This is a genomic window from Geodermatophilus chilensis, assembly GCF_002802985.1.
In the GTDB taxonomy this organism is placed as follows: domain Bacteria; phylum Actinomycetota; class Actinomycetes; order Mycobacteriales; family Geodermatophilaceae; genus Geodermatophilus; species Geodermatophilus chilensis.
In genome coordinates, this window is record NZ_NVPT01000022.1 from 1 (window position 1) to 13,762 (window position 13,762).

At 76.1% G+C, this 13,762-nt stretch carries 17 protein-coding genes; 9 read left to right on the forward strand and 8 right to left on the reverse strand.

Annotated elements, in window-relative coordinates; genetic code table 11:
* The first annotated feature begins 245 nt into the window (after nt 1-245).
* Nucleotides 246-1,034 carry a competence protein CoiA family protein gene (locus CNO22_RS05680; RefSeq protein WP_100498366.1) on the forward strand — a complete coding sequence of 263 codons (789 nt, stop codon included), beginning with the start codon at nt 246-248 and terminating at the stop codon, nt 1,032-1,034.
* A 15-nt stretch (nt 1,035-1,049) separates the two neighbouring features.
* Here the strand turns inward: CNO22_RS05680 and CNO22_RS05685 are convergent, their stop codons facing one another.
* The 7 genes from CNO22_RS05685 to CNO22_RS05715 all read right to left on the reverse strand — a co-directional run bounded on the left by CNO22_RS05685 (nt 1,050) and on the right by CNO22_RS05715 (nt 7,618).
* Nucleotides 1,050-1,571, reverse strand: coding sequence for a DinB family protein (locus CNO22_RS05685; RefSeq protein WP_100498367.1), 522 nt, complete (start codon nt 1,569-1,571; stop codon nt 1,050-1,052).
* 174 nt (nt 1,572-1,745) lie between these two features.
* Nucleotides 1,746-2,204 (reverse strand): hypothetical protein, encoded by a 459-nt coding sequence (locus CNO22_RS05690; RefSeq protein WP_100498368.1) that lies wholly within the window; start codon nt 2,202-2,204, stop codon nt 1,746-1,748.
* Between the two features lie 33 nt (nt 2,205-2,237).
* A complete protein-coding gene (locus CNO22_RS05695) occupies nt 2,238-3,449 on the reverse strand; it encodes a glycosyltransferase (protein WP_100498369.1) in 1,212 nt (403 codons plus the stop codon).
* Between the two features lie 4 nt (nt 3,450-3,453).
* A complete protein-coding gene (locus CNO22_RS05700; RefSeq protein WP_100498370.1) occupies nt 3,454-4,548 on the reverse strand; it encodes a zinc-dependent alcohol dehydrogenase in 1,095 nt (364 codons plus the stop codon).
* Nucleotides 4,545-5,495: a Gfo/Idh/MocA family protein gene (locus CNO22_RS05705; RefSeq protein WP_100498371.1), complete on the reverse strand. Its 951-nt coding sequence runs from the start codon at nt 5,493-5,495 to the stop codon at nt 4,545-4,547. The genes CNO22_RS05700 and CNO22_RS05705 overlap by 4 nt, the downstream gene beginning before the upstream one ends.
* Nucleotides 5,496-5,534: 39 nt before the next feature.
* Nucleotides 5,535-6,503 carry a Gfo/Idh/MocA family protein gene (locus tag CNO22_RS05710; RefSeq protein ID WP_100498372.1) on the reverse strand — a complete coding sequence of 323 codons (969 nt, stop codon included), beginning with the start codon at nt 6,501-6,503 and terminating at the stop codon, nt 5,535-5,537.
* Entirely contained in the window at nt 6,500-7,618 is a 1,119-nt protein-coding gene (locus CNO22_RS05715; RefSeq protein WP_100498373.1) for a glycosyltransferase family 4 protein, read from the reverse strand. The genes CNO22_RS05710 and CNO22_RS05715 overlap by 4 nt, the downstream gene beginning before the upstream one ends.
* 246 nt (nt 7,619-7,864) lie before the next feature.
* Here CNO22_RS05715 and CNO22_RS05720 point away from each other — a divergent pair, with 246 nt between their 5' ends.
* From CNO22_RS05720 to CNO22_RS28855, 8 genes are all read left to right on the forward strand, one after another.
* Nucleotides 7,865-9,079: a zinc-dependent alcohol dehydrogenase gene (locus tag CNO22_RS05720; RefSeq protein WP_100498374.1), complete on the forward strand. Its 1,215-nt coding sequence runs from the start codon at nt 7,865-7,867 to the stop codon at nt 9,077-9,079.
* A 130-nt stretch (nt 9,080-9,209) separates the two neighbouring features.
* On the forward strand, nt 9,210-9,800 hold the full coding sequence (locus CNO22_RS05725) for a superoxide dismutase family protein (protein ID WP_100498375.1): 591 nt from the start codon (nt 9,210-9,212) through the stop codon (nt 9,798-9,800).
* 94 nt (nt 9,801-9,894) lie between these two features.
* On the forward strand, nt 9,895-10,206 hold the full coding sequence (locus tag CNO22_RS05730; protein ID WP_198588125.1) for a DUF2795 domain-containing protein: 312 nt from the start codon (nt 9,895-9,897) through the stop codon (nt 10,204-10,206).
* A gap of 18 nt (nt 10,207-10,224) precedes the next feature.
* Nucleotides 10,225-10,407, forward strand: coding sequence for a hypothetical protein (locus CNO22_RS05735; protein WP_100498376.1), 183 nt, complete (start codon nt 10,225-10,227; stop codon nt 10,405-10,407).
* 15 nt (nt 10,408-10,422) lie between these two features.
* Nucleotides 10,423-10,584 carry a zinc ribbon-containing protein gene (locus CNO22_RS05740; protein ID WP_100498377.1) on the forward strand — a complete coding sequence of 54 codons (162 nt, stop codon included), beginning with the start codon at nt 10,423-10,425 and terminating at the stop codon, nt 10,582-10,584.
* 42 nt (nt 10,585-10,626) lie between these two features.
* Nucleotides 10,627-11,322: a DsbA family oxidoreductase gene (locus CNO22_RS05745; RefSeq protein ID WP_100498378.1), complete on the forward strand. Its 696-nt coding sequence runs from the start codon at nt 10,627-10,629 to the stop codon at nt 11,320-11,322.
* 45 nt (nt 11,323-11,367) lie between these two features.
* Nucleotides 11,368-12,120: an alpha/beta fold hydrolase gene (locus tag CNO22_RS05750; protein WP_100498379.1), complete on the forward strand. Its 753-nt coding sequence runs from the start codon at nt 11,368-11,370 to the stop codon at nt 12,118-12,120.
* A gap of 73 nt (nt 12,121-12,193) precedes the next feature.
* Nucleotides 12,194-13,573 carry a hypothetical protein gene (locus CNO22_RS28855; protein ID WP_232806821.1) on the forward strand — a complete coding sequence of 460 codons (1,380 nt, stop codon included), beginning with the start codon at nt 12,194-12,196 and terminating at the stop codon, nt 13,571-13,573.
* Nucleotides 13,574-13,583: 10 nt separating this feature from the next.
* Here the strand turns inward: CNO22_RS28855 and CNO22_RS28860 are convergent, their stop codons facing one another.
* Nucleotides 13,584-13,760 carry a hypothetical protein gene (locus tag CNO22_RS28860; RefSeq protein WP_232806829.1) on the reverse strand — a complete coding sequence of 59 codons (177 nt, stop codon included), beginning with the start codon at nt 13,758-13,760 and terminating at the stop codon, nt 13,584-13,586.
* Between the last annotated feature and the right edge of the window lie 2 nt (nt 13,761-13,762).

The window sequence follows — 13,762 nt, forward strand, 5'->3', positions numbered from 1 at the left end:
ACCGCCCTCGGCCGACTACGCGGACCCAGCTACCGGGCCACCATCAGCATCGACATCCTCACCGACCCTGACCCGTGACAACTCGGTCCAGCGCCTAAGTGAACGGCTTTGGGTCTAGCCCGGCTCGCGCCGTGTGCAGGCAGCGCGAACGCGACGGCGGCCGGACAGCGCTGAGTGCACACACCGCGCGTCGTGGCGTCGGGGAGCGCCGCCGTCCTGTCGGACCCCCGGCCTACCGTCGCGGCGTGTCGGGCGAGCTGCGGTGGGCGGTGACGGACGGTCCGGCGGGGACCGCGGCCGTCGCGCTGCCCGACGACGGTATGGCCGCCCACGTGCTCGGCCTCGACCACGGCAGGGGCTTCTGGTGTTCCCGGGAGGCCGGCGGGTGCGGGAGCCGGCTGGTCCTGGAGGCCCGGGACGGCGCCCGGCCGCACTTCCGGCACCCCGCCGACGGCCGCTGCGCCCTCAATGGGTCCGACGCCGGGCCCGCGTACGAGCAGCTCCGCCACCGCCGGGCGATGGGGGCGTGGCTGGCCGCGCAGGGGTTCCGGCCGCGGCTCGAGGAGGTCCCCGGCAGCGGCGGGCTGCACGTCGTCGTGGCCGAGGCGAGCAGCGCCCTGGTGGTGCAGCTCTCGTCCCTGCCGGACACCGCCTGGCGGGAGCGCGACGACCGGTACCGGAGGCGCGTCCGGCACGTCACCTGGTTCTACGGCCCCGAGGCCGGGTCGGCCGGGGACACCGAGCTGGCCGTCCGGGGCGTGGCGTACGCGGTGCGCCGGCACAACACGGGGCTCCTCGTCGGCGTCCGGGACGTCGCCGGCGGGACGCGCTGGGTGCGGCTCGGCGCCTGCCGCCTCACCGCCGACGGGTTCGAGGCACCGGGCGCCGCGGAGGCCCGGGCACTGCACGCCCGCCGCGCGGCGGACCGGCAGCAGGCGGCACGCCGGGCCGCCCGGTGCGCAGAGCGGGCGGCGCAGGGGCCACGGGACCACCCGCGGGCCGAGGCACCGCCCCTCCTCCCGTTCCCCGCGTAGCGGGTACCCGCCCGGCTACTCGCCCGTGGCGCCGTCGACGGCCTCGCGCAGCAGGTCCGCGTGGCCGTTGTGCCGCGCGTACTCCTCGACCAGGTGCAGCAGGATCCAGCGCAGCGAGTACTCGTCGTCCCGCCCCCACGGCCGGTCCACGGTGTCGAGCGGCAGCCGGTCGACCACCGTGCCGACTGCGTCGGTGACGGCGTGCCAGGTAGCCCAGGCCGCGTCGACGTCCTCCTGCGTGACGGTGTCCGGATCGACCCGGAACTGCTCGTCGCGGTCCCGCACCACGTCCGGCCACATGTCGTACGGCAGCCCGCCGAGACCGACCAGCCAGCCGATCTCCACGGCCGCGAGGTGGCGCACCATGCCGAGCAGGGTGAGGTCCGAGGTGGGGACGGCGCGGGTCGCCAGCTGCTGTGGCGTCAGCCCGGCGCACTTCCAGGCGAGGGTCTGCCGCTGGTACTCCAGGAACCCGGTCAGCAGCGTGCGCTCGTCCCCGGTGAGCGCGGCCTCGGTGCGGTCGTCCTCGGGCGTCACCGCCCACCTCCTCGTCCGGCGTCTGCCGCGGCAGTGTGCCGCACCTGGGCTGGTGGACGCGGTCGTTGGTAGTGCCGAGCGCGGCCGAGGTCCCGTGCGGGATGTGCACGGAGCGGGGATCGGACCGCGCGCGGACAGCGCTGCGTGCACACACCGCGACCGGCCGCCGACCAGCTACGACGTCGGCTGCTCCTCGGACGGCGGGCTCGCGTCGTCCAGCGCGGGCACCGGCGGCTCCTGCGCGTCCGGACGGCGCCGGGTGAGGTGCAGGTGCGGCAGGTGCAGGTGCGGGCGGTGCAGGGTGCCGCGGGGGTGCGCGAGCCGGTCGACGACGCGCGGCGGCAGGTGCACGTGCGGCAGGTGCGGCAGGTGCGGGTGCGGCGCGTGCTGCGCCATCAGCGCCGCCGCCCGCACACGCAGCCCCGCTTCCTCGCGCGCTCTGATGGCCGCCCGGGCGGCCCGGTGGTCGCGCTCCCACCGGGCGGTGTTGGTCCGCGCCAGCCAGATGACCGCCGCGACCTCGAGCCCGAAGGCGAGCACGACGACAGCCGCCCACCCCATGACGACCACTCCCCGAGCGCCGCGGCAGCCGGTCCACCCGGCGTCGGCGGCGATGTCGGCAGGATCCGCCACCTGGGGTTGCGGCACAAGGGCGTCCGCAACGGCTCACCAGGCGAGACGCCGGTACACCTCCTGCAGCGCTGCGACGTGGGCCGTGGGGTCGTGCCGCGACCGCACCCGGGCCCATCCAGCTCGACCGAGCCGGCCCGCCTCGGCGGGGTCCGACAGCAGCCGGGTGAGCGCGCCGGACAGCGCGGCGGTGTCCCCGGGCGGCACCAGGAGCCCGGTCGTGCCGTCGTCCACCAGCTCGGGGACCCCACCCACCGCGGAGGCGACCACCGGCACCCCCTGTGCGGCAGCCTCGAGCACCGCCATCGGGCAGTTCTCCCACCACAGCGCCGGCAGGACGGCGACCGCCGCGACCCGCAGCTCGGCCGCGACCCGGTCGGGCGGCAGCGGGCCCAGAACGTCCACCGGCAGGCACTCCGCCGCGACCCGGGCGCGCACCGCCCGCGCCAGCCGCCCGGACCCGGCCAGGCGCACCCGCGCGCCGGCCGGCAGCGCGGCTGCGGCGTCCAGCAGGGTGTCCACGCCCTTCTCCGCCACCAGTCGGGAGGCGTACAGCACCGCCGGCGGATCCCCGGGGGCGAGCCGGGGCGAGGGAGCCGCGACCACCGGGTTGGGCAGCACCTCCACCCGCTCGGCCGGCAGCCCGCCCTCGACCACCCGGTCGCGGAGGAAGGCGCTCGGCGCCACGAACCGGTCCACCCGGTCGTAGACGCCGCGGGCGCGGGCGGCGTAGGCGTCCACCGCCGCGGCGACCGACCGCCACCGCGAGCCCTCCAGGCAGCGGTGCCGCACCACCTGCCAGTAGCCGCCGGACAGGCAGCGGGTGCACGGGGCGCCCTCGGTGAACAGCCGGAAGTCCGGGCAGACCGGTTTGTAGTCGTGCAGCGTCATCACCGTCGGCACGCCGCGGCGCTGCAGCGCGTCGAGCACCGAGAGCGTCAGCCGCTCGAAGACGTGGTGCACGTGCGCGACGTCCGGCCGCACCTCGTCGACCACCCGCGCCAGCGCCCGGTAGGCGGACGGCGACCACACCCCCGCCCACGCCTCGCCGAACCGGGTCCGCGCACCGGCCCCCGCCGCCACCGGCAGGGAGGAGCGCACCGGGGTGGGCAGGGTCCGCTCCTCGGCGACGGCGAAGGGCACCACCTCGTGCCCGGCGGCACGCAGCAGCTCCGCGGTGAGCACCAGCACCGTCTCCGCGCCACCGGGTCCCTGCGTCCAGTGGTTGCCGACGAGCAGCACCCGCACGGCGTCAGAACCGCAGCACGGCCTGCAGCGGCGGAGCGGCCAGCCGGCGGCCGGCCAGGTCGGCGAGCAGCCGTGGCCCCTCCTCGAACGGCAGGACGTCGGTGACCAGGTGCGAGCGGATCTCCGGACCCCGCTCGCGCAGCAGGTCGAGGGTGACCTGCGCCAGCGCCGTCCGCGGCCAGGCACCGGCCATGCCCCGCGGCACCCGGCTGATCTGCGCGCAGACCACCGCGAGGCCGTTGTGGTGGAACTCCTCGCCGAGTCGCACCGCCTCCGCACCGGCCTGGTAGAAGCCGAGGTCCACGACGGTGCCCTGCGGGCGCAGCGCCTTGAGCCCGGTGGCCAGCGCGGCGTCGTGGCCGCGGCACTGCAGGACGACGTCGGCGCCGGCGTCCCCCGGCCCGTGCCGCCAGCGCTCCTTGACCGCGCGCCACGCGGACGCGTCATCGGCGAGGGTGGCCAGGCCCAGCGCCTCGGCGACCGCCCGCCGCTCGGCCGAGGGCTCGGCGACGACGACGTCCGCGGCGCCGTGCTGCACGGCGAGCATCGCGGTGAGCAGCCCGATGACCCCGGCGCCGGTGACCAGCACGTGCCGGTCGCGCACCCCGGCGTCGACGCCGGCGCCCGGCCCGGCGGCGTCGGCCGCGGCGTGCAGCAGCCCGTTGACGCAGATGGGCCCCATCTGGGCGAGGTAGACGCCCAGCAGCGGGTCGAGGTCGTCGGGCACGGGGATCACCGGCCTGGCCGACGGGTCGGCGCAGGTACCGGTGCGGTGCCCGTAGGCCATGGCGACGAGCTGCCCCTCGGTCAGCGACGGGGTGCGGCTCTCGGTGACCCGGCCGACCTCCATGTAGCCCAGCCCCGTGACCGGATAGGCGGCAGGCGGGCCGGCGTCGTCGAACGAACGCAGGTCGGGGTCCCAGTGCAGCAGGTGGTGCGGGTCGGTGCCGCGGACGATCGCCACCTCGGTGCCGGCGCTCACCCCGCTCCACTCGGTCTGCACCCACGCCTGACCGGGCGCGGGATCGGGCTCCTCGACGTCGAGGACCGCCGGCTCCCCCGGGGCGACGACGCCGATGCTGCGGACCGCGCGGCTCACAGCTGGACCGTCCCGCCGTCGGCGGCCGCCTGCGCCACCGCGACCGCCAGCCGGTGGGTGCGCAGCGCCTCGCGGTACGGCGCCCGGACGTCGTGTCCCTCGCCCCGGACGGCGGCGACGAAGGCGCGGTCCTCGGCCTCGAAGGGGTCGACGTCGCGGTCGACCACCCGCTCCCCGTCGGCGTCGGTGACCACGAGCCGGTGCTCGGTGAGCCACAGGCCCAGGCCCGGGGCGACCAGCTCGACGCCGATCCGGTGCGCGCGGGGCAGCAGGCAGCTGTTGGAGAAGGACCCCACCGCGCCGCTCTCGAAGCGCAGCGCGGCGGTGCAGACGTCGAGGATGTCGCCGGGGCCGTCGGGCGAGCGCGAACCGGTGGCCCAGCCGCCCTCGACCTCCCCGACCAGCACCCGGGCGACGTCGAAGAGGTGGGTGGCCTGCTCGACGGTCTGCCCGCCCGAGCCGTCCTGGCGGGCCCACCAGTCCACCCGCGGGGCCCGGTCCAGCCAGGCGCCGAGGACCATCCGCGCCGGCGCCCCGGCCAGCAGGTCGCGGGCCAGCTCGAGGGTGTCGAGGTAGCGCCAGTGGTAGCCGACGGCGGTGAGCAGGCCGGCGGCGTCGATCCGGTCGGCGAGCGCCTCGGCGGTGGCGAGGTCGGTCGCCAGCGGCTTCTCGACGAACAGCGGCAGCCCGCGTTCGACGGCCGCCGTCTCGACCTCGCCGTGCGCGTGCGGCGGGACGCAGACGTACAGCGCGTCGAGCCGTTCCACGTCGAGCAGGTCCGCCCAGTGCGCGTAGGCCGCGGCCCCCGCGCGGGCGGCGAGCACCTCGGCCCGGTCGGCGCGCGGGTCGGCGATCCCGGCGACGGTCACGCCGTCGATGGAGCTGAGCGCGTCCACGTGCCGGCCGGCGATGAACCCAGCCCCGACCAGGCCGATCCTCGTCGTCATGTCCGCCTCCTGCCCGCGCCGACCGGGCGGCAACCGTCGTCAGTCCCCGAGCCGGACGGGCCTGCCCTCACGCGCCGCCCGGTCGGCGGCGCAGGCCAGGGCGTGCGAGCGCAGCCCCTCGGCGTAGGGGACCCGCACCCCCGGGGCCTGCCCGAGCAGCACGTCGAGGAACTCCCGGTCCTCGACGGCGACGGGATCCTCGTCGGAGCCGGTGGTCTCCGCCCCGTCGGCGTCGGAGACGCGCAGCTCGTGGTCGGACAGGCCGCGCTCGGTCACCTCCACGGCGAGGCCCTCGGTGACCAGCTCCAGCCCGACGTGGTGGCGGCGGCCGAGGACCCGTGCCGAGGAGATGCTCCCCACGGCGCCGGAGGTGAAGGTCAGCAGCGCGGTGGCGGCGGCCGGAACGTCACCTTCCGGTGCCGCTCGCTCGACCGCGGCGACGGTGTCGACCTCCCCGGCGAGCAGCCGGGCGAGGTCGAACAGGTGGGTGGTCTGCTCGACGACCTGCCCGCCCGAGGCCGCCCGGCGCGACCACCACGGCGCGCCGGGGGTGCGGTCCAGCCAGGCACCGGTCACCAGCTGCACGGACCGGTCCCTCAGCAGCTCCTGCGCCCGGTGCACGAGCCCCAGGTGCCGCCAGTGGTAGCCGACGGCCGTGGTCAGCCCGGCCGCCGCGACCTCGGCCGCGATCGTCTCGGCGGTGGCCAGGTCCGGCCCCAGCGGCTTCTCGACGAAGAACGGCAGGCCCCGGGCGAGCGCCGCGGCCTCCAGCGGTCCGTGCGCGAAGGGCGGGACGCAGAGCCAGACGGCGTCCAACTCCTCGGTCTCCAGCAGCGCAGTCCCGTCGGGGTGGGGCCGCGCGCCGTAGCGCGCGGCGGCCTCCTCGGCCCGCGCGGGGACGGCGTCGGCGACCGCGACGACCTCGACGTCGTCGAAGCCGGCGAGCGCGGCCAGGTGCCGACCGGCGATGAAGCCCGTGCCGACGACGCCGACCCGCAGGCGGCTCACCGCAGGGCCCCGCGCAGGACCGACTCGTAGACCGCTGCGGTGTCCCCGGCCATCCGCTCGCGGGTGAAGCAGGCCAGGTACCGGCGCCGTCCGGCGGCGCCCTGCCGGCGCCGGAGCGCGGGGTCGGCGAGCAGCCGTTCCAGGGCCGCCCCCAGGGCGGCGGGGTCCCCCGGCCGCACCAGCGCGCCGGTGACGCCGTCCGCGACGACCTCCTCGGTGCCGATCACCCGCGTGCCCACCACCGGCAGCCCCGCCTCCATCGCCTCCAGCGCCACCAGCGGCATCCCCTCGTGCCGCGAGGGGAGGACGAACACGTCGGCGGCGGCGAGCAGCTGCCGGGCGTCGCTGCGGTGACCGGGGAACCGGACGGCGCCGCCCACGCCCAGCCCCGCCGCCCGCTTCTCCAGCGCCTCGCGCAGCGGCCCGTCCCCGACCAGGACGACGGCGAGGTCCGGGAACCGCTCCAGCAGCCCGGGGACGGCGTCGACCAGGTGCCACTGGCCCTTCATGTGTGTGAGCCGGCCCACCGTGAGGACGACGGGCTGGTGCGGATCCAGGCCGATGGCGGCGCGGGCGGCGTCCCGGCCGATCCGGTCGCGGAGTGGGGCCACGCCGTTGGGCACGGTGGTGAACCGCTCCGGGGGGACGCCGATGCGGGAGTAGGTGCGGCGCAGCCCCTGGGAGACGGCGATCAGCCGGTCCACCTCCTGGATCGCGTGGTGGTACGCCCGCCGCTTGCGCGGGGAGGACACCAGGTAGGGCAGGTGCTGGGTCTGCACGACCGCCGGGCACCCGGCGCGGCGGGCGAGGCACACGCCGTCCCAGTCCTCGCAGCCGGTGCCGACGTGGCAGTGGAACACGTCGGCGGGGTGGGCGTCGAGGAAGCCCGTCACCACGGCGGCGAAGCGCCGGTCGCGGGGAGAGGGCAGCTCCACCGTGCGGGCGCCCAGCTCGGCAGCGCGGTCCAGCAGCCGTCGGCCGCCCTCCGTCGGTCTCATCATCAGGGCCACGTCGGCCGTCCCGGCGTACTCGGCGATCAGGTCCACCATGTGCGCGCCCATCCCCGAGGGGTCGGTCGACGGCGTGTAGAAGCAGATCGAGCGGCAGGCGGTCATCGGCGTCCCCCGTGGTCGGTGGGCCCCGTGGGCTCCGGGAACGAGGAAGCTACCGCCCCGTCCGCCTCGGTGTGACCTGGAGCGCACCGTTCTGCGGCCGGGCTCGGGGGTACGCACCCGGGATCCGCGTGACCCACAGCTCAGCGCTCCGCGGGTCCTCAGTGGAACTCGGCATGCCCGTCCACCCCTGGTTCGGTGAGAGCCACCGGGTAGGGCACCACCTCCTGACCGACCCGGGAGGTACCCGTGAAGGCAGTGGTGTGGCACGACGTCGGTGACATCCGGCTCGACGACGTCCCCGACCCGACCATCCAGGGCCCCACCGACGCGATCGTGGAGATCACGGCGAGCGCGATCTGCGGCACCGACCTGCACTTCGTGCGCGGCACGATGTCCGGGATGGTCGTGGGCACGATCCTCGGCCACGAGGCGGTCGGCGTCGTCCGCGAGACCGGCCCGGGCGTGCGCAACCTGCGCCCCGGCGACCGGGTCGTGATCCCCTCGACGATCGGCTGCGGCACGTGCTCGTACTGCCGCGCCGGCTACTACGCGCAGTGCGACCGGGCCAACCCCAACGGCCCGGAGGCGGGCACCTGCTTCTTCGGTGGGCCGCAGACCACCGGCCCGGTCGACGGCCTGCAGGCCCAGTACGCCCGCATCCCGTACGCGAACGTCGGCCCGGTCTGGCTGCCCGAGGAGGTCGGCGACGACGCGGCGATCATGCTGTCGGACATCTACCCGACCGCGTGGTTCGGCGCCCGGCTGGCCGAGGTCGGCAAGGGCGACACGGTGCTGGTCCTCGGCGCCGGTCCGGTGGGCCAGTTCGCGGTCACCAGCGCCTTCCAGCAGGGCGCCGGCCGCGTGCTGGTGGTGGACGGCGTCGGCACCCGGCTGGACCAGGCCCGGGCGCGCGGCGCCGAGGCGATCGACTTCAACGCCGAGGACCCGGTCCCCGTCGTCAAAGAGCTCACCGGCGGCATCGGCGTCGACCGGGTGATCGAGGCCGTGGGTGTCGACGCGCAGCGGCCGAAGAGCGGGCCGGCCGCCGAGGCCGCGCAGCAGCAGGCGGAGCAGTTCGAGCAGCAGCGCTCGCAGGTCGCGCCCGAGCAGGACCCGCACGGCGACACCTGGGTGCCCGGTGACGCGCCGAGCCAGTCGCTGCAGTGGGCGGTGGAGGCAGTGGCCAAGGCCGGCAGCATCGGGATCATCGGCGTCTACCCGCCGCAGGCGACGAGCTTCCCGATCGGTGCGGCGATGAACAAGAACCTGACCGTGAAGATGGGCAACTGCAACCACCGCCGCTACGTCCCGCACCTGCTCGATCTGGTGCGCACCGGCGCCATCGACCCGTCCACGGTGCTCACCCAGGTCGACGACATGCCCTCGGTACTCGACGCCTACGAGACCTTCGACCGGCGCGAGGCGGGCTGGACCAAGGTGGCGCTCGACCCGTCGTCCTGACCGCCGCCCGGCACGGAGACGGCGCGGCGGCACGTTACGAGTCCGTGTCACCTCGGCGTCCCCGCGCAGGGGGCGGCGCCCTGCGGGGCACGTTTCTGGTCACCGTCCGCATCCCGAGGAGAGCCCTGCCATGCGTCGCACGCTGCTGCCCGCAGCCGCCGTCCTGATCGCCCTGACCTCCTGCGCGTCCGACGACGGGGAAGAGCTGCGCAATGACCTGGCCGCGGCGACGGCGGCCGACGGCGCCCGGATCCCGGACACCGGGGAGGGCGAGGGGCCCACGGAGGAGCAGGACGACCGGGCGGTCCTGGAGCCGGCGGAGGTCCCCACCGAACTGGTCGACGCCGAGGGCTCGGTGATGGGATCGGCCGCGCTCCGGGACGGCGACATCGGCGTCGAGGTCAGCGTCGAGGTCCGGGGCATGACACCGGGGTTCCACGGGATGGCGCTGCACGACGTCGGCACCTGCGACACGGCGGACGCGGCCGCCGGGGAGGCCTTCCCCTCCGTCGGCGAGCTCATCGCCGTCCTCCCCCCGGTCCTGGTGTTCGAGAACGGCGTGGGATCGCTGACCACCCTCGTCGAGCCGGCCCCCGCGGTGGAGGAGCTGCTCGTGGACGACGGGACCGCGCTGGTGGTGTACGAGTCCGTGCCGGACCTGGCCGCCGAGCTCCCACCCACCGGGTCCCGGCTCGCCTGCGCCCCGTTCAACGAGGCCTGACCGGACGGGTCGGGTACGCCGCCCGGCCGCCGGGTACGACCACCCGGTCCGCGCGGAGCAGACGTACGGGCCCACGCGAGGAGAGGACACCACCGTGGCCGATGCGGTGACCGCTGACGACGTCATGCGACACCTGACCGACGTTGACTACCCGGCGGACAAGGAGACGTTGCTGGCCGAGGCGGAGCGGCGCGGCGCCTCCCCGGAGGTGGTGAAGGCCATCCGGGCGGTGCCCCCGGTCGACTACCGCAACCGGGACGAGGTCGTCCGCTCGCTGCGGCTGGACCCCGCCCCGCACGCCGAACCGGGCCAGCAGGCCCGCGCCTCCGCCCCGCCGGGGGTCAGCCAGGTCAGCCGCACGCCGCAGCAGGACCGAGTCGCCGGCGAGGACCGCCGGACCACCTGACGACCCGGGGAGGAACCCGTGCGGATCGACCGCAGTCACGTCGTCCAGGCGCTGCGCGCCGGCGGGCGACGCGAGCAGGCCCGGCGGGCCGAGGAGGAGCTCGACGTGCAGGTGGACACCGTCCGGGACGCCGACCTGCTCCGCGAGCTCGGCCTGGACCCGGACAGCCGCGCGCAGGGCGGCGGGCTCGCCCTGCGCTGACCAAGGAGGAGACGAATGGCCGCCCACGCCGGAGAGAAGGCCCAGAAGACCGGGGACTTCTACTGCGCCCACTGCAGCGAGAAGGTGCACGTGCAGCAGGGCCACGAGATCCCGCCGTGCCCGAACGGGCACAAGACCTTCGAGAGCCGCCGCAACGAGCCCGGCAACAAGAGCTGAGGCGGGCCCGCACGCCCACCCCTCCGACAGGGAGGAGCCCCCGTGGCCGTCGACGTCGCCTCGGGCACCGTGGCCGTCTACACCGACGTGGTCTGCGCCTGGTCCACCGTCGCGTTGCAGCGCTTCTACGCGGCGCGGTCCCGGCTGGGCCTCGACGAGCAGGTGCGCGTGGACCACCGGCTGTACCTGCTGGAGGACGTCAACCGGTTCGCCCTCCCGATGCGGATGCTCCAGGCCGAGGTCCCGGTGGTGGGTCCGCTCGAGCCCGACCTCGGCATCTCCCCCTGGCAGGGACAGCCGTCGGACTGGCCGGTGACGGCTCTGCCGGCGGACGAGGCCGTGCATGCGGCCAAGGCGCAGTCGGCAGCGGCCGCCGAGCAGCTGGACATGGCCCTGCGGCTGGCGTTCTTCCGTGACAGCCGGTGCATCAGCATGCTGCACGAGGTGGTCGACGTCGCCCGGAGCTGCGACCGCGTCGACGCCGACGCGCTGGCCGCGGCGCTCGAGGACGGGCGGGCCCGCGGGGCCATGATGGCCGACTACCGGACGCACGCCGACGAGGTGCAGGGCAGTCCGCACTTCTTCCTGGCCGACGGCTCCGACGTGCACAACCCCGGCATCTCGCTGCACTGGTCCGACGCCGGCTACCCGCTGGTGGACACCGACGACCCGGACGTCTACGAGGACCTCGTCCGGCGCGCGGCGGACGCCGCCGACCGGGCCCCGGGCGGCTCGTGACCCCCGACCGGATCCCGTGACGGCCCGCGGCTCGGGAGGTCGCCGATGACAGCGGAGCCGGTGACGACCCACCGGGACACCCCGTTCGGGCGGATGCGCAGCCGCGCCGTGGGCTCGCCGCAGGAGGGGGTCCCCGAGGTCGTGCTGGTGCAGGGCATGGCGGTGGCCGACTACCTCCTGCCGGGCCTGACCGCGCTCGGCGAGTGGACCCGCGCCCACCTGCTGGAGCTGCCGGGTCTCGCCGGCAGTGGCGAGCCACCCCGTCCGCTGAACGTCGTCGGGTACGGGGACGCGGTGGCGGCCTGGCTCGACGGGGCAGGCCTGGACCGGGTGCTGCTCATGGGGCACTCCAGCGGCACGCAGGTCGCCGCCCGCGCGGCGGCCCGCCAGCAACCGGCGGTGCGGGGAGTGGTGCTGGCCAGCCCGACGATCGATCCCCGCTACCGCAGCTGGGGGCGCCTGTTCGTCGCGTGGCGGCTCGACGGCCGCCGGGAGCCGCCGGGTCTGAGCGAGTCGCACCGGCCGGAGTGGAGGCGGGCCGGCCTCCGCCGGCTGGTGCACGTGGTCCGCATCCACCTGGCCGACCGGCTCGAGGACGTCGTCCCGCAGCTGCGGGTCCCGGTCCTGGTGCTGCACGGGAGCCAGGACCGGGTGTGCACCGAGAACTGGGCCCGCTCCCTGGCCGAGCGCGCCCGGCAGGGCCGGTTCGCCTCGATGCCCGGAGCGCACACCTTCCCGTGGGCCGACCCGCACGCCTGGTCGGGACCGGTCCGCGACCTCGCCCGGGAGCTGCCGTGACCGAGCTCGCGAGGTCACGCACGAGCACAGCACCCACGGGAGCGGGGCCGACGAGCGCCGGCGAGGAGGACCCGTGACCGTGCTCCGGCCCGACCGGGCGGTGGCCGCCTTCGACTCCGCCTCGGCGATGCTGCGCTCCACCGCCGCGGCCCTGCAGGGTCAGGACTTCCCGCATCTGGGCCGCGGACGGGTGTCCGCCGCCGCGGTGCGTTCCTCGGCACTGCTGCCGGGCCCCGTGCGTCGTGCGGCCTACAGCCTCGCCGGTGGCGCCGGCGGCGTGCCCGCAGACCGGCTCGGTGACCTCGACGTGGAGAAGGTGGCCGGCTGGGTCGTGTCGCACCGCCCGCGACGCCGCTACCCGGCCGTGGCGATCGGCTCCTCCAACGGCGCGGCGGTGCACCTGTACACCGCCCTCGGCATCCCGTGGCTGCCCCAGACGCTGCTGGTCACCGTCCGGCACGCCCGCGCCGACCCCGACGACGGGCACGGGGCGCTGGAGTACGGCGCCCGGGTCGCCGCACCGCTGTCGGCCGCCAACCCGCAGGTGACGGTGCACCACATGCACGACCCCAACCAGGACCGGCTCATGGTGCGCTGGATGACCTACCTCCGCCTCAAGCGCCTGACCCTCGGTGCGGCCTACGAGCGGTTCCTCACCGACCACCTGGTCCCCGGCGGCACGGTCCTCCTCGTCAGCGACCGCAGCAGCTGGCCGGTCACCCGCGTGGCCGAGCGCCAGGTGTTCCAGTTCGGCGCACGCGGCGGCGCCACCGTCGAGGAGTACCTGTCCGGCGGACCGCGGGTCCGCGCGTTCCTCTCCCGGCACGGGGTGGCCCGGGACTGGTGGGATCCGCCGGCACCGGACACCGAGGCGCCGGAGGCCGAGTGGGGGCTCGCCCCGCAACTGGCCGACGACGTCCGCCGCTGGGCTGCGGCAGCCGGGCACCCGGTCCGCGAGCTGGTCCTGGACGAGCCCGACGAGCTCAGCGGTCCGGTCGCAGACCTGTACCGCCGCTGGTACGCCGAGCGCGGTCTGCCCACCGACCGGCTGCTCGTGGAGTCCTTCGTGCTGCACGACCCGGTCGCCGCCCTGCGCAGCGCCCGGGTCCCCTACTGGACGCTCTTCCCCGTCCGGCCGTCCCTGGACCGGCTGTGCAGCCACCTGGCCGCGACCGACCCGTACCGGGACACCGCGCAGCTGCTGTTCTCCCACGGCATCGACTCCATCGGCCTGGCCCGCCCCGACGACTGGCGGGAGGTGCTGGGTCCGGTCCAGCTCTTCGGCGCCGACGAACGCCGCTTCCCCGCCGACTTCCCGGCCTTCGCCCGCTACGGCCCCGCGCTCCGGCGGGACCGGCCGCACCGGCCCCTGCCGGACGAGCACCTGCCCCTGTCCGTGCTCGACGACGTCGATGCCGCGCTGACCGCCGCACGCCGGCGGCCGGGGTCCTGACCGCGGCCGGTCAGCCGGTCGCGGACGGCGCCAGCCAGCGGCCCAGCCAGTCGACGGTCCGGTCGACGACCTGCTCGAGCGCTCCCGGTTCCGGGAACAGGTGGGTCGCAGCCGTCGTCACCGACGGCGCCGACCGCACCTGGCTGCAGACCGAGGAACGCACCCCGACCGACCGGCTGCGGGCCAACC

Bases quoted from the DNA above. Each gene is read 5' to 3' on its own strand.
- CNO22_RS05750 (WP_100498379.1), top strand. From the start codon at position 11,368: ATGACAGCGGAGCCGGTGACGACCCACCGGGACACCCCGTTCGGGCGG.
- CNO22_RS05725 (WP_100498375.1), top strand. From the start codon at position 9,210: ATGCGTCGCACGCTGCTGCCCGCAGCCGCCGTCCTGATCGCCCTGACC.
- CNO22_RS05705 (WP_100498371.1), bottom strand. From the start codon at position 5,495: ATGACGACGAGGATCGGCCTGGTCGGGGCTGGGTTCATCGCCGGCCGG.
- CNO22_RS05740 (WP_100498377.1), top strand. From the start codon at position 10,423: ATGGCCGCCCACGCCGGAGAGAAGGCCCAGAAGACCGGGGACTTCTAC.
- CNO22_RS05715 (WP_100498373.1), bottom strand. From the start codon at position 7,618: ATGACCGCCTGCCGCTCGATCTGCTTCTACACGCCGTCGACCGACCCC.